This window comes from Prevotella sp. oral taxon 475, assembly GCF_018127805.1.
GTDB lineage: Bacteria > Bacteroidota > Bacteroidia > Bacteroidales > Bacteroidaceae > Prevotella.
The window spans coordinates 2,156,910-2,174,602 of the sequence record NZ_CP072334.1 but is presented as its reverse complement, the minus strand read 5'-3'; the positions used below and the strand labels follow the sequence as shown (position 1 = coordinate 2,174,602).

Below are 17,693 nucleotides of genomic sequence, written 5' to 3'. Positions count from 1 at the left end.
TAATGTTGGGTTATCACCTTGGGCTATTTGAACTTTTCTTTGAAACATGTTGCAGAAAAATGAAGAGTGATACCGCAGACAAACTATATGCAGCTACATTGATTAGTGAGAGATTGAGGGCAGTGCTCTGCTCGGGATGACTAGAAAATAGGCAAAATACAACTCCCACAATCACAACATCGCGTATTGTACGTAGTACGAAGAGCATCCAATTATGTCCCTTAGCCAACAGATCGGCCTGTAATACACTCGTAAGGCATATCGGAATTGCGGCAAACGCATAAACATTGATAACAATACGCAAACCGGTGAAACTATTACCGTAAAATGAGGTGATGATTCCGGAGAGAGCCAAAATACCAAGGAAAGGAAGTATGGAGCAAACCAAGTTTACCGACATCATTCGCCATAAGATGCGGTTGTGGCTATGCTCGTTTTGCGTAAGTCCTGAGAGATAAGAAAGAATGACGCTTTGCAAGAGAGTGGGGATAAATAGGATGATGGCTCCCCATTGCGTAGCAGCAGAGTAGAGACCTACCTCTCCAATCGTAGCATATTTTGTAATGAGCAACATCGCCCCCCAATTGCAAATGGTATAAGAGAGCTCTTGTAGTGCTACAGGAAACGAGAAACGCAGAATATCCTTGATGTAGACCGAAAGATCATTTACGTGGGAACAGTTCTGTTTGTTTGTAATACGGCGGATAATAATACCATTAGCCAGGCACAAAGCCAATTGCGAGCAAAGTAAACCTAACAAAGCTCCACGTACGCCCATCCAATGGGTAAGCGGCAAACTAACTATCAATAGCACAATCCCCGAAAGAATGGTGTTTATCCCCAATGCACGAAAGGCCTTATAGCCCGCGAGAATACCCGTTTGTGTGGTTGAGAAAGCCTTAGCGATGAGAATGAGTCCCAAAAAACGAAAGGGCTGAGCCAGCTGTGGTGCCTGGATGTATTGGGCCAGCTGCTCTGCAAACAATAACAACAGCACACTCATAACCAAAGCTGAAACCAATGTGATGATTGTAGCTGCTTGTACGATGGTCGACACATCATTTCGGCGTTCTTCAATGGCGTGTGCAATGAACTTAGTCGAGGTGTACCCCAATCCGAAAGTAGAGAAAGCTGCGATGTAAAACATTGTATTTTTCACCATTCCATATTCGCCGAAAAGATCTTTCTCCAACATACGCGCTACTAACATGCTGGTGAGCAACAACAACACATTACCCAATCCATTACCGAAGACCGACCAAAACGAATCTTTAGCCAGACTGCTCTGCCTTAGAATATTCACTTTGTGGATAAGCCATTTCATGAATTAAGAGTTTTAATGACAGGAAGAATAGGTTGTTCCGTTATTTTTTTGCTTTCGGTACGTTTGCAAAGTTCAGCCAAAGCAAAACCCACCAACATCCAAAGCGTAAAACTACGCACCCCAGGGCCGAATGGGGGCCGCGCTTCAAAAAGAGCATTTACTAAAAATGAGAGATAGATGATGTAGGCCATGGAGGAAATACCCCCTGCTCTGTGGTGTCGTTTAAGTATGCGGAAAAGATAGAAGAGAAAGGTAAAGACAATGACCAGACCCACAACTCCGTATTGAAGCAAGATATTGATGGGCATACAGTCTACGTAATAGTCACCGATACCAACCCAGAGGTGTTCTGGAATCTGAGAGATCGCAATCATCACTAGAAAGACCCGTCCCGAACTGACGTCATTAACGTCACTGGCATCACGTCCACCCATGATAATACCATTGTAAACGATGTCCGACGCACTGGTATGCGATGCTATGTAAATCATGGCAATGGCAACCGTAATAAAAAAACAGTAGCGTGCTCGCCTATTCTCCGATTTAAAAATATAATAGCCTATAATAACAAGACCACTAACAAACGTAGCTCGAGAACGTAGCAATATTAAAATGAGAATCATTATGAATGCTAGCAAACGATTCGCCCAAAGTGTCAGTCTGATACGCGACCGACTGAAAACCAAAACAAAGGTGGCACAACAAAGCAGAATTTGGGCAACAGAGTTCTTATCGCTAAAAGTATAGGTTGCCGAGGTAAGGCTGCTGCCTTGCAGGAAATTGACATATACATTCAAGGCCAATAGTGTACCTGAAACCGCAAAGATGAGACAAATAGCTTGCAGAACGTTATGGGTTCCATGGTTTTTCCAGAAATTGAATGACACAATCGTCATCAATAATGAGATGGCAGTATTGTACAAGTCTTCAGTAAAATACTTCCCATCAGCAAACATTTCACATACAAAACAGTAGTAGGCGAAGATAAAAACGAAAAAATAGAAGAACAGTAGTTCGTTCTTCAGATAAGAACGAGGATTGGAGAGCAGCAGATAAACAAAAGGCAACACCCAAACAGCTTTGAGATATTGATCGCCCCCAGAATCTAGAATAGCAGGTATCTGAGAGACCATACTGCATAGTACTGCCAATAAGTATAATGCCTTTGCCATCTTTTACTCCTCATGCAAGAAACTATTTACAAACAGATCGCGACAAGAGTAAAAGGCAGTCACTATCCATGAGAGAATGAGCATTGCCGCCACAAAAGCCATACGCTTTGGGCCAGCAGGCAGCAAGGGTACCGACGCTTCTTTGATCGTAGTAAAAGCTGGGGTGGTCTCTTGTACCTTGGCTCTTGCAGTCTGCATCTGCGTGTTCAGCGCAGTGTAGGCGTTATACTTCAGTTGCATTTCGTTTTCCAGGTCATCCTTTTTCGAGTTATACGAAACGAGAATAGCATCCATATTGGCGTCAGAGAAACTGCTATATCTCTGCCGTGCCTTCTCGTATTCTGCCTTTGCTTGTCGGCTCAGCTTGGTGTAATACTCCAAATCACGCAGCGACTTACTGGTGCGGTATCGTGTAATGAACTCTTGCAGCTTTCTGCGTAGCTGTTCAGCCATAGTGGCTGAAACCAAAGGATCTTGGTCTTCTACCGACAATGTGATTTTCCTTGTCTTCAAGTCAATCTGACAACTGATATGATCTTTTATTTTACCGAAGATATTAGACTCTTCTTCTGTAAGATTGAACTTGTTGATAGCTTTGATAGGCTTGCTTTCTTTTTTCTTCTGGAATAATCCGCCAATCCAGCGAATAGGTGCCGTCAGCGGATTCTTCTTTTGGTGTTTAAGCAGATAATCATAATATGTTGTCGAAATCTTACCATCCGTTGTTTTTATGGGACAAGTGATAAGATTATAGATGAAGTCGTTCGACTTAAGTAGTTCAGGATAGAGATCGGGTGAAATGGCATCGCCAGTGATACCGCTTCCTATATTCAATCCAAATGTAGAAGCCAAATCCGAGAGACTGCTACCACCCTCAGCCACACCTATTTCTGGTGCAAGTTCCACCTCGCAGACATAATAGCGAGGTACGGGAAGAATGATAACGCATGATAAGATGAAAGTGATAATGCTCACTTTGAGAAACAGTTTCTTTTTATTACCGATACGTCGGGCTATGGTGACGATGTCAATCGTTTTATTCTTGTTGCTCATTATATTACTGGAATGTTAACCTCTATACTTTACTTCGTCAAATTCGCGATTGTGGCCACCATAGTCGCGATGCTGGCCACGGAAGTTCCGATGGAGAGCCATTGAGCAAGTCCTTTGCCGCTGCTTTCGGGTTTGGTGGGCACCACAATCTCGCAGCCGGGTCGAATCTTAGCATTGTGTCCCACACGAGCCACAGTTCCGTTCATGTATATAATATAGGTGTTACCCTTTTTGGCCCGATTGCCGAATCCACCGGCCTGATCGATATACCAAGCCGGGCGTTTTCCCTTCTCATACGCCACCGTATTGGGATACATTACATTGCCGCTGATTCTCACCGTTCCGTTATATTCGGGCACGATAATCTTGTCTCCCTCGCGCAACACCAGGTCGGCATCGCCTCCAGGTTCCTTTAAAGCCTTGTCCAGTTCGATGCCCACGTAATAGGTATCGCCCAGATTGAGCTGTTTGACGTCCACCGAATCCTTCTTTCCGCTTTGCATCCGCACGATGCCCAGCACCGTTTCCATACGCAAACGCTCGTCGGGTGTGATGCGGCGTTCCAGTCGTGCGCCGCGCACATAGGCCAAATCGGTCACGCCTCCGGCCCGTTTCACGGCATCGCTCAGTCGTTCGTTCTTGCTCGTCAGAGTGTAAGTGCCGGCAAACATCACCTGTCCTGTCACCTCGATATTCTTCTGTTCGTTATATCCCGGACTCTTTCTCACATACACCTCGTCGAAAGGTTGCAGCGTAAAACCGGGTTGACCGTCGATGATAAAGCCATCTTTCAGGGCAAAGGTATAGGTTTTCGAGATCACCGAGTCTGTTGTCAATGCTTTGGGATTGATGATGCGTCGAGCCACATCCACCTTCACCGTAGAGGCCGTCTCCCGCAATCCACCTGCTTGCAGCACGAGATCTTCCAGCGTTTCGTTGGCAGCATATCGATAGATGCCGGGATATTGCACCTCGCCATGGATGGTAACCGTTTGCTCTTGCATCATTTCCGCTTTGGTGGGGATGAACAGCACGTCGTTTTTTTGCAACGGAATGTCGGCAGTCTTACCGCTCATGATCCCCTCCACGTCGACGGGCACCACCTCCAACGTTCTGTCCGGGCGCATGCGATGCATCACAGCATGCGCCGTAAACGCCTCTTCGGTAAGGCCCTCGGCATGTTCTATCAGCGTGCGAACGCTATTAATCGTTCCTCCCACCTGATAGATGCCAGGGCGGAACACAGCCCCTTTCACCTCAACGCGGTTGGAAAAGCGCGGCAGAATGGAGTCGACGCCCACCGAGTCTTCGTCGGAGAGATGGAACGTGTTGAGGTCGAACTCGCCGATGTTGTACACCGAGAATTCCCGTCCCGTCTTTCTCACCAGTCTTACCGCCTTCGTATAAGCATCGCCCGTAAAGCCACCGGCATATTTCAGCAGGGTACCCACGCTCTCGCTGCGTTTCATTTCGTAGTACATAGGCCGCTTCACCTTACCGGTGATGTTGACAATGCAGTCGTAAGCCCCAACGACAATCACGTCGTTATCGGCCAGGCGCACATTGCCCGTGAGTTTCCCGTTGAGGATATAGTCGTAGATGTCCACCACGGTGACGAGTTTGTTGTGCCGATACACCTTGATGTTGCGCAGCGTACCCAGACTATTGATGCCGCCGGCCATATACAAAGCGTGAAACACCGTTGCGAAAGCCGAGAGCGTATAGGTGCCGGGCAGTTTCACCTCGCCCATTACATTCACCAAGATCGTACGCGTTTGCCCCACGGTGAGTCGCACGCGCGAACTGCTGTAACGTGCCCCTAACGTGGCCCGAAGCCGCGCATTGGCCTCTGCGACGGTGAGTCCGCTCACCTGAACGGGGCCGAATCCCTCGATGGTCACATCGCCATCGGGCGAGACCGTCAGCTGTTCCGACTTCTGCGAGGCACCATAGATGTCGATGATAACGGCATCGCCGGGGCCCAACCGATAGTTTTGCGGCGTGGCAATGTTCATGTTCGGTTCGAACGAGAGATCCTTTCGGTTGAAGATGTCTCGGCCGAACACTTTTTTCTCCTTTTGATCAAGATGCACCTTGGGCATCTCTTCCCCGTCAAAAGCCACGGAGTCGGGTAGAAATGTGTCCAGTTCTTGTTCCATCTGCTTGAACTCCGGATGGGTCTTGGAGTAAGGTTTCGCCCCATCGATGACCTGTTGACCCTTCACCTTGTGACTGGTTGTAGCCTCGGCTTTGGTTTCCCCGTTGTTCTTCCGCATCCGGTTGCTGGCTTCTTTCTCGGTTCCGGCACTTATTTGACCCAGTCCCTTGTCCTTGGCCACGCGTTCATAGGTTTTCTTCACCCGTCGAATCTGCTGTATATCCACGCCACGTTGCATCAGTTTGGTGATGATTTGCGACTGGGAAGTGCCAGCTTCGTGTTCTTTCATGACGAATTGCAACACCTGGCTGTCTGTCATTGTCGATTGGGCCTGCGTGTCGATCAAGCAAAGTGCCGCGAAGAGCACAAGGAGAAGGAATCTTTTCATTTGCGTTGTTGGATTGTTCTATTGTCAGTTGCGCGCCTCTGCCTTGTCGAAGTGTCGTCAAGGGGGCATTGATAAGGAGGAGGACGACCGGCGAGGCCTGTCTTCCCATCTTTTAGAGAGAACGCTTTTTTTGTCGATTTGTTGCAAAGTTACAAAGAAAAAATCAGTTCTCGTCCTTTGTTGCCAGCCTATTCGTCAAACAACCCCTCTCTGCATCCCTTCTCCGCAGTCCTCTTTTCACCCAAGGCCACCCCCTTTTTACGGACACTTTGGGCGAAAAAGAGACGAAGAAAAACGCCGATTTTTCTTGTTTGTATAACGTTTTGAAAATCAGGTTCTTACAAAGTGTTTCCCCAACTCTTAGCTTTTGCATGTCATTTTCTTAGTTTTTGCACGTCAAAAGCTAAGAAAATGACATGCAAAAGCTAAGAGATCAGGATATCGACTCCCGTTTTTCTTTCTCAAAAGGCCATGTGTGGAGCTGCAAATCTTTCTCTCTTCTCTATGTCAAGACAAAGGTAATGGCAAAAGAAAACGCACTTTTAAGGAACGGCAAAGAGCCTTTTAGGTTTCATTCGTACGAATCAAACCCTGGCGTATGGCTCTATTGGGTTGCAGAAAAGTCTCTTCGGGGGCGATTATTGATATTCTTTTGCCGTGTATCTCGCCTCGAACAGCACTTGGCGCGGATGCTTTTCAGAGTGGCAAGTATAGGCAAATACGAAGCCGGCATCCTTGTAGGCTTTCAGTTCGGTAGACTCGCTGATGGCTTTCAGCAACTGTCCGCGAATGGCGGCTTCGTTTTGAGCGATGATTTCGGCGTTGTCCATCCGTCCATTAAAGGTACAGAAGTAGTGATAAGTCTTTGTCGCAGGGTAGAACACAACGCTATCTGTGCGCGTAAAATTGTTCACCGGCGTGGGACAATACTTTTCCGTGTAGGCCTTTGCTTCTCTTTGGGCACGCTCCTCGATGCTTTCATGGCACGAGGCGAGGGCAAAGACACTCAAAAGGGCCAATAAAATCTGTTTCATATCCATCTTTGTTTGCGCGCAAAGGTACTTACATTTTGCGAAATTTATAAAAAACACCGCGAAATCCCGATTGAAATCAGTAACTTTGCGATTTCAAAAGATCTCCCTTTCATGAATCATATCAGAAACTTTTGCATCATTGCACACATCGATCACGGTAAGTCCACTCTGGCAGACCGCCTCTTGGAATACACCAAAACTATCCAAGTGACGGGCGGACAGATGCTCGATGATATGGATCTGGAAAAAGAACGTGGCATCACCATCAAGAGTCATGCCATCCAAATGGAATATACGCATGAGGGAGAGAAATATGTTCTCAATCTCATCGACACCCCGGGGCATGTCGATTTTTCGTATGAGGTGTCGCGAAGCATCGCCGCTTGCGAGGGCGCATTGCTGGTGGTAGATGCCACACAGGGCGTTCAGGCGCAAACCATTTCCAACCTTTACATGGCCATTGAACACGACTTGGAAATCATTCCCGTCATTAATAAGGTGGATATGCCCAGTGCTATGCCCGAAGAGGTGGAAGACGAGATTGTCGAACTGTTGGGATGCAAGAAAGAAGACATCCTGCGGGCTTCCGGAAAGACGGGCGAGGGGGTGGAAAACATCCTCCGGGCCGTGGTAGAACGGGTTCCACACCCCGTGGGAGACGACAATGCGCCGCTTCAGGCCTTGATCTTCGACTCGGTGTTCAACTCCTTTCGTGGCATCATCGCCTACTTCAAAGTGCTCAATGGCGTGATTCGCAAGGGCGACCAGGTGAAGTTTTTCAATACCGGTATGGAGTATGTGGCCGACGAAGTGGGCGTGCTCAAGATGGACATGATACCCCGACAGGAATTGCACACGGGCGAAGTGGGCTATATCATCAGCGGAATAAAAGACGCTAAGGAAGTGAAGGTGGGCGATACCATTACCCATAAGGCTTTGCCTTGTGCCTCGGCCATTGCCGGATTTCAGGAAGTGAAACCCATGGTCTTTGCCGGCGTCTATCCGATTGATCCTTCCGAATACGAAAACCTGCGTGCCTCGTTAGAGAAACTGCAACTTAACGATGCCTCGCTCACGTTTTCGCCAGAGTCGTCGGTGGCTCTTGGGTTTGGGTTCCGTTGCGGCTTTTTGGGCCTTTTGCACATGGAGATTGTGCAAGAACGGCTCGACCGCGAATTCAATATGGACGTCATCACTACCGTTCCTAACGTGTCGTACATGGTTTACGACAAATTGGGCAACGAACGCGAAGTGCACAATCCCTCGGGACTGCCCGATCCTACCCTGATCGACCACATCGAGGAGCCTTATATTCGGGCTTCTATCATCACCAACGTCAACTTCATCGGGCCTATCATGAAGCTCTGCATCGACAAACGGGGCGAACTCATCAATCAAGAATATGTGAGCGGCAATCGCGTCGAACTGCATTTCATGCTCCCCCTGGGAGAGATTGTCATCGATTTCTACGATAAACTCAAGTCTATCTCCAAAGGCTACGCCTCGTTCGACTATCATGTCGATTGTTTCCGGCCCTCTCGGCTTGTCAAACTCGACATTCTTCTCAACGGAGAAGCCGTAGATGCGCTCTCAACGCTCACCCATCATGACAACGCGGCTACCTTTGGACGGAGAATGTGCGAGAAACTGAAAGAACTTATCCCGCGTCAGCAGTTCGATATAGCCATTCAGGCGGCCATCGGAGCTAAAATCGTGGCACGCGAAACGGTGAAGTGCGTCCGTAAAGACGTGACCGCCAAGTGCTACGGAGGCGACGTTAGCCGGAAGCGAAAACTGCTGGAGAAACAGAAAAAAGGAAAGAAACGCATGAAGCAAATCGGCAATGTGGAGGTTCCGCAGAAAGCTTTCCTCGCTGTTCTCAAACTGGATTGATACCTATTATAATAAAGAACCTAACAGTAAAGATGTCTACCTTATGAAAGAACTTAGCAACTCTACCCGCGATATTGCTCGCGAATTGGCACGCAAATACAGCACAATGACGCACGACGAGTTGGATATTCTCGAGAGTGTGCTTGTGCCGATGAAGTTCGCTAAGGGCGAAATGATTCTCAAAGAGGGAGAGACCTGCCAGCATATCTATTATATCGAACGTGGATTGGTCAGACAATTCTATTTCAAAAATGGCAAACAACTGACCGAACACATTGGTGTAGAAGGCAGTATCTTTATGTGTATTGAGAGCCTTTTTCAGGAAAAACCCTCCCTTCTACAAGTAGAAGCCCTCGAACCTACCCTTATCTACGCTCTGCCTAAGCGCAGATTGGAAGAGGTGGCACTGCATAATGTGAACATTCAGATACTGTTTCGAAAGATCTTGGAAGAGAGTCTGATTATCTCTCAAGTGCATGCCGACCTCTTAAGATTCGAAACAGCGCAAGACAGATACCTCAAATTGTGCAAACTCATGCCGCAAGTGGTGCTACGAGCACCGCTGCTTTATGTGGCCAACTACTTGCAAATGACGCCCGAAACCCTGTCGCGTGTTCGGGCTGCATCCTTATATTCCGATCGAAAATAAAGTCAACCATAAACGTATTTAACTCCTACAAACGGGTTTTCTCAATGAGATGAAAACCCGAGATGGCATCAAGAACGAATGGAAAAATATTCTATCAACAGATGGTTGCTGCTGTTGATAGGTCTCGGAGCAACGCTTGCATAGTCGATAGTGGCAGAAATATATATACATTCCACCAATAATAATAGCACCTAAATGCAGTATTTTGACATCGCCCTCAAGCTAATCACCGGCATGGTGGGCATACTTTTCTTTCTTCGCGTGGCCGGAAAGGCGCAGATGGCACAGCTCACGCCGCTCGACACGGTGAGTGCGTTTGTGATCGGTGCCCTTGTCGGAGGCGTGATTTACAATCCCGACATGCGTGTTTGGCACATTCTCTTTGCCTTAGCCGTGTGGACGGCCTTCAATCTCTTCATCCGTTTCTGTATGCGCTCGGCCCTGTTGCGGCGCATCATCAAGGGCGACAGCGTTTATTTGGTGAAGAACGGCGTACTGAACTTCAAAGTTTTCAAGCGCAACAGCTTAGAGATGGAACAGTTCCGACTGCTACTCAGACAGAAAGGCGTATTCTCTATGTTCGACGTAGATGACGTAAGATTTGAAACCAACGGGTCTGTGACGGTGTCGGAGGTGGGGAAAATGGCGGAGTCTTACCTGCTGGTGAATAACGGAGCCATCGTAGACAGCACGCTGATGCACTGCAATCGAACTCGCGACTGGGTGCTTAGTCGCATCAAACACTATGGTTACAACGGTCCGACGGACCTGTTTTGCTTAGAATGGACCCCTGGAACGGGCTTTTATCTCGTAGCAAAGAATGGCGATGTGAGGCGGGGCACCGAAGAAATTCTGGCAGAAAAGATCGGCGGAGAGGTGCTGAACTAAGTCTATAGACGGCGATACGTGCAAGGGCACGCGTGCCTTCTACTTATAGAAGGTCACTTACAGAACGTCTGAAGGCAGAGAGAAGCACGCTGGAAGCTGGTTTCTTAAAATAAACAAACAGAGAAACGGGATTGTTAAAAATAAGTTTTGAAAACTGCACGAGAATCGTTTCTACGAAAAGTTTGCCGCCTTTGGCGCGTAGAACGCCGTCTCACGAGGTTTTGCAGGAAATTCTTTAAGTCTCTGATAATCATAGAATTAAAGAAAATCTATCAGCTTTTATACATTCAGTAGCAAGAGATAAGGGAAGAAAAGGAGGACTTTTCTCCTGCAAAAGGATGTGTTTTTTGCTTGGAAAGACGGTCTTTTGATCATCAAAAGACCGTCTTTTGAGTTTCAATCTCAGGTCTTTTGACTGTCAAAAGACCATCTTTTCCTTCGTTATAGTTGATTTCTTTTTACATAAATATGTCCCTTTTGCGTATTTCATTTTCTAAATGGAGCAAAAGAGAAGTGTTAATCGAGTAGGTGTAAAGTGTTAATCTTTGTGATTCTTTTCGCCCTGTTTTGTGATGTCCCCTCTTATTCCGTGCTTTCCGTTGGCTGATCAAAAGTTTTTTGTATCTTTGTGCAAACTTATCAATTTTAAACCTCACATGAACAAGAACGCACTGATATGGGGCTTCTGTTTGGCCATTGCCGGCAGCGTAAACGCCCAAAACAAAGAAGGAGGAATATCGTTGCAGATGTTAGAAACGATACAGCAGAGAGGCAAACAGGGACCTGCCGAACGCGCATTGGTCAATGCCATTGCTGCCAACTCTATCGACGAACTGGCACGGACGCCCGAGAGTCGAGGCGAAGTGGACACTTACTTCAGTCTGGAGACGCCCAAACAAAACATACACAATCAGAAAAGTTCGGGTCGATGCTGGATGTTTACGGGTTTGAACGTGCTCCGTGCCGACTTTGCTCTGAAGAACGATTCGCTGCGGGTGGAGTTTTCGCATGCCTACCTCTTCTTCTGGGATCAGTTGGAGAAGGCCAATCTCATGTTGCAAGCCGTGGTCAACTGTGCCAAAAAGCCCATCGGAGACCCCGAAGTGCAGTTCTTTTTTAAGCATCCGCTCAACGATGGCGGAACGTTCTGTGGCGTGGCCGACCTCGCAGAGAAGTATGGACTGGTGCCAAAGAGCGTAATGCCCGAGACGTTTTCTTCGGAAAACACCAACCGCATGTCGAGATTGGTGTCGTCGAAACTGCGCGAATATGGTTTGGAACTGCGCCGCATGGTGGCTGCCGGTAAGAAAACGGCCGAGATAAAGGCCCGTAAGACACAGATGCTGGCCACCGTCTATCGAATGTTGGCTCTCACCTTGGGCGAGCCGGTGAAGAGTTTCGCCTATGCTTTCAAGAATAGTGCTGGTAAAGCGGTGACGCCTGTAGAGACGTATACGCCGAAACAGTTTTACGAAAAGACGGTGGGCCGATCGCTCAATGCCACCACGATGATGGTGATGAACGACCCACGACACGAATATTACAAGGTGTATGAGGTGACGCACGACAGACATTCTTACGACGGACACAACTGGCGATACCTCAATCTGCCCATGGAGGATGTGGCGCGGCTGGCCATCGCTTCGATCAAGGCAGGACATAAAATGTACAGCTCGTTTGATGTGGGCAAGCAGCTTGACCGCAATCGCGGCGTTCTGGCTTTGAACAATTTCGACTATGCTACGCTTTTCGATACGACTTTCCCCATGAACAAGGCCGACCGAATAGCCACTTTCGACAGCGGATCGACACATGCCATGACGCTGACGGCCGTAGACCTCGATGCCAACGGTAAGCCGCTGAAGTGGAAAGTGGAAAATAGCTGGGGCCCGGACAATGGACAAAAGGGCTATCTCATCATGACCAATGACTGGTGGAACGACTATTTCTTCCGCTTAGTGGTGGATCGGCAGTTCGTTCCGCAAGAGTGGCAGAAGCTATCGGCGCAGAAACCCATTCTCTTGCCTTATGACGACCCCGTGTTTGCAGACGATTGATAGCAGAATGCGGCCGCTTCTCCTATACATTATATCAATGGGGAGAGGGGCGTTTTCAAGAAAAAATCGTTACTTTTGCAAATAAGAAGATCAAGATTACCCTCAACAAAGAATAAAAACAATATGCAAGCAAGGCTGAAAATGGCACTGATGGTGCTGTGTTGCTCGGCGTTGGCACAGGCACAAACACCTAAAGACAACAAAACACAGCAGCCGGTCGCAGTAGATGAGTCGGCATTTACTTTCACGGAGTCTCAATTGGGCGAGAATGAAAATAGCACGCAGAACGTCACGATCATCAATTCGGGCACCAATCTCTACGCATCTCAGGTGGGTTATCTTTTCTCGCCGGTGCGATTCAGATACAGAGCGTTCAATCAGAAATACAATGAGGTGTATGTAAACGGCATCCCTCTGAACGATGCGGAGAGCGGACAGTTTCGCTTTTCACAAGTGGGCGGACTCAATCAGCAGACCCGAAATGCCGATTTTGCTCTGCCTTTCGAGATGAATACCTTTGCCATGGCCGGTATGGCAGGCTCTAATAACTACGATTTTCGCCCTGCCAATCAACCTGCCGGGCACCGAATCGCCATCGGAGGGGCCAACCGCAACTATACGCTCCGTGGCATGTACACCTTCAACAGCGGTCTGAATAAGCAGGGTTGGGCTTTCTCGGCCAATCTGACTTATCGCTGGGCGCATCAGGGATATGTAGAGGGCACGTTCTATCATTCGCTCTCCTACTTCTTTGGTGTTCAGAAAGTGCTGGGCACACGCTCGCAACACTCGTTGGCATTGAGCACTTGGGGCAATCCCACCGAACGCGGAACGCAGGGCGCAGCCACACAAGAGAGCTACTGGATAGCTAACGACAACCAGTATAACCCTTACTGGGGATACCTGAATGGAAAAAAAACGCAACTCGCGAGTGGTGAACGATTTCGCTCCGTCGGCTGTGCTGACGTGGGACTGGAAGATAGACGACAGGATGAAACTGACGACGTCCTTGTTGGGTAGATACAGTTTATATAAGAGCACAAAGCTGAACTATAATAATAGTGATAATCCTCAACCAGACTACTGGAAGATGTTGCCCAGCAGCTATTATGATGTGTGGGACGCAACCAACAGCATGGCTCGAACCGATCAAGCCTTGGCCGACTGGAACACGGCTTACAGCTATCTTACTGCGGCTAAGGCCAACCGACAAGTGAATTGGGACCGTTTGTATGCTGCCAATCGCAGCGTTTCGGCGCAAGGAGCTGATGCAATGTACTTCGTTCAGGCTCGTCGCAACAACGCGTTGACGCTCTCGATGGCTTCGACGCTGAACCTACAGCTCGATAAAAAGTCGGCTTGGAACTTGGGTTATGTACTCGCCACCAATAACACTCGGCACTATCAAACGATGGAAGACTTGTTAGGAGCCTCCTCTTATCATAACATCAACACTTATGCCGTTGGCACTTATGCACCTTATTCGGACCAGGTGCAGTATGATTTGAACAACCGCAACGCGCTGGTTGGTAAGGGAGATGTCTTTGGTTACGACTATCGCGTGCTGGTAAACAAGGCGATGGCTTGGACGAGTTACAGTCGATTGATGGGTCGTTTCAACCTGATGGCAGCCGGAAAGATAGGCGGAGTGAGCATGCAACGCAATGGAAAGATGCGCAACGGACTGTTTGCCGACAACTCGTTTGGTAAAAGCGGCACGGCGCGTTTTCTCGAAGGAGGCGCGAAAGCAGGCCTTACCTACAGCATCGGACGCGGACATACGTTGTCGTTAGGGGCGGGTTATCAGCTTAATGCACCCACACCGTATGTGTCTTTCGCAGCTCCTGAGATGAATAACGATTTCGCCCAGAATCTGAAAAATGAGCGGATGTTCAGCAGTGAGTTGGGTTATCAGTATCAGTCGGCACGTCTCCACGTTAATTTGAGTGGCTATTACAGTCGCATCAGCGATGTAACCGACTGGCAATGCTTCTATTTCGACGACATCAACTCGTTCTCCTACGTCTCTATAACGGGTAACCGAAAGGCTTACTATGGTGCGGAGGCAGCTGTTAAGTTCAAGGTGAACTCGGCTTTCGACGTGAAATTCATCGGAACGGTGAGCGAAGCGAAGAACACAAACGATGCTCACGTGAAGTATTTGAACTCTACACAGGGGACTTATGAAGAGGATGTGCTGCTCAATAAAAACATGCGCGAATCGGGAACGCCCCTCACTGCTACCAGTATCATCCTGAGTTACCACCGGAACGGCTGGTTTGTCGACCTGTCGGGAAACTACTATGACCGCATCTATCTTAGTCCGTCGATCTACCATCGCTACAAGAGCGTGGGCGAAAAACGCGGCAATGTAGACAGTGAAGGCAACGTTCTGCGTATCCCGCAAGAAGAAGGCAAGGGTGGATTCATGCTCGATGGCTCGGTGGGTAAGAACATTTACTTGAAGCATGGATCGCTTTCCATCAATCTGATGCTCACCAACATCCTGAACAACAGTAAGATTGTGACGGGCGGTTATGAACAAAGCCGGTCGGACTTCACCGCTTCGGGCAATGGCAGAGCTTACAAATTCTCACGCAATCCTAAGTTGTTCTATGCTTATGGAACGAATGGAATGCTGAACGTTACTTATAAATTCTGACCCGTTCTGCCAAGGAACGGAACTTGTTTCATAAGGAAATAAAAGATGATAAAACAATGAGAAAAATTGGATATACACTCTTCGCCCTTGTCTGCATGAGCTTTACAGCTTGTATGGACAAAGACTGGAACGACCCGAATCGTAGCGACGCCTATGGCAACAGTAGCATCAAGGCGACCCATGTCGTTACGATTGCACAGTTGAAGCAGGACTATAAAGATGTGATTGCGGCCACATCGAATGCCTATCAGAAGATAGATGCCGATATTCAGATCAAAGGTCGCATCACGGGAAACGACATTCAGGGCAACATATACAATAATATAGCCCTCTCGGATGGTACAGGCGGCATCTTGATTGGCATCGCACAAGGCGGCCTTTTCTCGTATCTGCCCGTAGGACAAGAGATATTGGTCAACTTGAAAGATCTTTATGTGGGAAGCTACGGCCTTCAAGCGCAAATCGGAACGCCCTTTACCAATGCACGCGGAGTGACCTATGTGAGCCGGATGAACCGTTATTTGTGGAACGAACACTTCAGTTACGTCGGCGTTCCGGATGCTTCTCAGGTGACGGCAGAGGAATTTAATCTGGCGAAAATAGCCGATGCTGACTATCTGGCCAGTCATAGTGGCCGACTGATGACCATCAAAGGCGTGAAGTTTGCAGGTGCCGACGGTAAGAAAATGTATGCAACAGCTCAGGAGAAAGATGCTGCCAATAGTGTGAATAGAGCGCTGGAGGGTTACAACGCGCAGCAAATTGTGGTGCGCACCAGCACCTATGCCGACTTTGCCGCTCTGCCTTTGCCACAGGGAAAGGTCAACATCACCGGCATCTTTACCCGTTTTCGCAATACCTGGCAAATCCTTATCCGCCAGGAAAGCGATGTTCAGCAAGTGAAATAAGTAATTAACAGAAAAACGATATGAAAAAGATTCTTTATTCAATTCTGGCCTTAGCTGTATCGGCCATCGTGTTTACAAGTTGCAGTGACGTACCTGAACCATACGATAACCCCAACAATAAGAAAGAAGAAACCACCCCGGACATAAAGGAAGGAACGGGAACGGAAGCCGATCCGTATAATGTGATCGCTGCTTTAGAGAAAATCAAGACGCTGAAAGGCGGTGAAAATACGGGTGAGATCTTTGTAAAAGGCAAGGTCGTATCGGTGAAAGAGATTGATACGGATAAGTTTGGCAATGCCAGTTACTATATTTCGGTAGACGGAACCGATAAAAATCAGCTTCTCATCTATCGCAGCAAAGCACTCGGCAATCAGAAGTTTACCAGCAAAGACGCCATCAAAGCGGGCGACGAAGTTGTGGTAAAGGGTTCGTTTGTCAACTTTCAAGGCAAGACACCGGAGAGCGAAGCCAATAAGTCTTACCTGTATTCGCTGAACGGGAAGAAAGAAAATTCTGGTGGAACAACACCCTATGTGCCCGAAGGAGACGGAACTGTGGCCAAGCCTTATACCGTGAAAGACCTGCTCTCGATAGAGAAAACGGGACACGCTTACGTCAAAGGCTTCATCGTGGGTTACGTCTATGGGAGGGAGATAAGCGGAGCACGCTTCTCGTCGGACACCTGCACTGTGAAGACCAACATCCTGATTGCAGCCGATGCAACCGAAACCGACAAGAGCAAATGTGCAACGATTCAGTTGCCAATAGGTGCCGTTCGAAACGGCATTAACTTAGCAGATCATAAGGCCACCCTCAAGAGCGAAGTGCTGCTCTATGGCTCGTTAGACACCTATCTCGGGGTCAAAGGACTGAAAGCAGTCAGCTATGCCAAGATGGGCACAAAGGGATATGGAGTAGATCCCCAGGCTTTGGCAAACGCCATTTTGAGCGAAACCTTTGCCGAATCGAAAGGAGCATTTACCATTGAGAATGAGACGCCGCTGCCGGCAGCCCTTTCTCACGTGTGGGCTTTCGACACAAGGTACAAGCATATGAAAGCCACAGCCTCAGTGAAAAAGGTGAATTATGCCACCGACGCTTGGCTCATTTCTCCAGCAATCGACCTAAGTCAGGTGACAACAGCCACGCTCAGCTTCGAACAGGCCGGCAAATTCTTCGGCACAATGAAAGATGAGATACTCATCAAGATCTCCGAAAACTACACCAGCGGCAAGCCTTCGACGGCCACATGGGTAACGCTCACGCCCGATACCTATCCCACCAATACCGATTTCACCTTTGTGAAGTCTACCGTCGACCTCACAGCGTATGCTGGAAAGAAAAACCTACGCATTGCTTTTCAGTATATAAGTTCCACGACAAAGGCCGGAATGTGGGAGTTAAAGAACCTGTTGGTGAAGTAAGAAACAAGAGGAATGTTTGGCAAACTGTAATTTTCTTCGTACTTTTGCAGCCCGAATCAACAATTAAACAACAAAAAATA

General features: G+C 48.1%; 11 protein-coding genes and 1 pseudogene. 7 read left to right on the top strand and 5 right to left on the bottom strand.

Annotated features, from left to right (window positions below; all coding sequences use genetic code 11):
* Window positions 1-13: 13 nt before the first annotated feature.
* The 5 genes from J5A66_RS08595 to J5A66_RS08575 form a co-directional block, all read right to left on the bottom strand.
* A complete protein-coding gene (locus J5A66_RS08595) occupies window positions 14-1,324 on the bottom strand; it encodes an oligosaccharide flippase family protein (RefSeq protein WP_211790219.1) in 1,311 nt (436 codons plus the stop codon).
* A complete protein-coding gene (locus J5A66_RS08590; protein ID WP_211790218.1) occupies window positions 1,321-2,496 on the bottom strand; it encodes an O-antigen ligase in 1,176 nt (391 codons plus the stop codon). Before J5A66_RS08590 ends, J5A66_RS08595 begins: the two co-directional genes overlap by 4 nt.
* A 3-nt stretch (window positions 2,497-2,499) precedes the next feature.
* Window positions 2,500-3,549, bottom strand: coding sequence for a chain-length determining protein (locus J5A66_RS08585; protein WP_211790217.1), 1,050 nt, complete (start codon window positions 3,547-3,549; stop codon window positions 2,500-2,502).
* Window positions 3,550-3,578: 29 nt separating this feature from the next.
* The gene (locus tag J5A66_RS08580) at window positions 3,579-6,095 is read right to left on the bottom strand and encodes an SLBB domain-containing protein (RefSeq protein ID WP_211790216.1); all 2,517 of its coding nucleotides are present in this window, start codon (window positions 6,093-6,095) and stop codon (window positions 3,579-3,581) included.
* Between the two features lie 638 nt (window positions 6,096-6,733).
* Window positions 6,734-7,129 (bottom strand): hypothetical protein, encoded by a 396-nt coding sequence (locus J5A66_RS08575; RefSeq protein WP_211790215.1) that lies wholly within the window; start codon window positions 7,127-7,129, stop codon window positions 6,734-6,736.
* 111 nt (window positions 7,130-7,240) lie between these two features.
* Here J5A66_RS08575 and lepA point away from each other — a divergent pair, with 111 nt between their 5' ends.
* The 7 genes and pseudogenes from lepA to J5A66_RS08540 all read left to right on the top strand — a co-directional run bounded on the left by lepA (window position 7,241) and on the right by J5A66_RS08540 (window position 17,613).
* A complete protein-coding gene (gene lepA / locus J5A66_RS08570; RefSeq protein ID WP_211790214.1) occupies window positions 7,241-9,022 on the top strand; it encodes a translation elongation factor 4 in 1,782 nt (593 codons plus the stop codon).
* A 43-nt stretch (window positions 9,023-9,065) separates the two neighbouring features.
* On the top strand, window positions 9,066-9,671 hold the full coding sequence (locus J5A66_RS08565; RefSeq protein WP_211790213.1) for a Crp/Fnr family transcriptional regulator: 606 nt from the start codon (window positions 9,066-9,068) through the stop codon (window positions 9,669-9,671).
* A 195-nt stretch (window positions 9,672-9,866) separates the two neighbouring features.
* Window positions 9,867-10,559, top strand: coding sequence for a DUF421 domain-containing protein (locus tag J5A66_RS08560; RefSeq protein WP_211790212.1), 693 nt, complete (start codon window positions 9,867-9,869; stop codon window positions 10,557-10,559).
* Window positions 10,560-11,215: 656 nt separating this feature from the next.
* A complete protein-coding gene (locus J5A66_RS08555; protein WP_211790211.1) occupies window positions 11,216-12,616 on the top strand; it encodes a C1 family peptidase in 1,401 nt (466 codons plus the stop codon).
* Window positions 12,617-12,739: 123 nt separating this feature from the next.
* Window positions 12,740-15,278 (top strand): annotated as a pseudogene (locus J5A66_RS08550) (TonB-dependent receptor).
* A gap of 56 nt (window positions 15,279-15,334) precedes the next feature.
* Window positions 15,335-16,186 carry a DUF5689 domain-containing protein gene (locus tag J5A66_RS08545; protein ID WP_211790210.1) on the top strand — a complete coding sequence of 284 codons (852 nt, stop codon included), beginning with the start codon at window positions 15,335-15,337 and terminating at the stop codon, window positions 16,184-16,186.
* 20 nt (window positions 16,187-16,206) lie between these two features.
* Window positions 16,207-17,613 (top strand): DUF6359 domain-containing protein, encoded by a 1,407-nt coding sequence (locus J5A66_RS08540; RefSeq protein WP_211790209.1) that lies wholly within the window; start codon window positions 16,207-16,209, stop codon window positions 17,611-17,613.
* The last annotated feature ends 80 nt before the right edge of the window (window positions 17,614-17,693 follow it).

Bases quoted from the DNA above. Each gene is read 5' to 3' on its own strand.
- J5A66_RS08540 (WP_211790209.1), top strand. From the start codon at position 16,207: ATGAAAAAGATTCTTTATTCAATTCTGGCCTTAGCTGTATCGGCCATC.
- J5A66_RS08565 (WP_211790213.1), top strand. From the start codon at position 9,066: ATGAAAGAACTTAGCAACTCTACCCGCGATATTGCTCGCGAATTGGCA.
- J5A66_RS08555 (WP_211790211.1), top strand. From the start codon at position 11,216: ATGAACAAGAACGCACTGATATGGGGCTTCTGTTTGGCCATTGCCGGC.
- J5A66_RS08580 (WP_211790216.1), bottom strand. From the start codon at position 6,095: ATGAAAAGATTCCTTCTCCTTGTGCTCTTCGCGGCACTTTGCTTGATC.
- lepA (WP_211790214.1), top strand. From the start codon at position 7,241: ATGAATCATATCAGAAACTTTTGCATCATTGCACACATCGATCACGGT.
- J5A66_RS08575 (WP_211790215.1), bottom strand. From the start codon at position 7,129: ATGAAACAGATTTTATTGGCCCTTTTGAGTGTCTTTGCCCTCGCCTCG.
- J5A66_RS08585 (WP_211790217.1), bottom strand. From the start codon at position 3,549: ATGAGCAACAAGAATAAAACGATTGACATCGTCACCATAGCCCGACGT.
- J5A66_RS08595 (WP_211790219.1), bottom strand. From the start codon at position 1,324: ATGAAATGGCTTATCCACAAAGTGAATATTCTAAGGCAGAGCAGTCTG.
- J5A66_RS08590 (WP_211790218.1), bottom strand. From the start codon at position 2,496: ATGGCAAAGGCATTATACTTATTGGCAGTACTATGCAGTATGGTCTCT.
- J5A66_RS08545 (WP_211790210.1), top strand. From the start codon at position 15,335: ATGAGAAAAATTGGATATACACTCTTCGCCCTTGTCTGCATGAGCTTT.
- J5A66_RS08560 (WP_211790212.1), top strand. From the start codon at position 9,867: ATGCAGTATTTTGACATCGCCCTCAAGCTAATCACCGGCATGGTGGGC.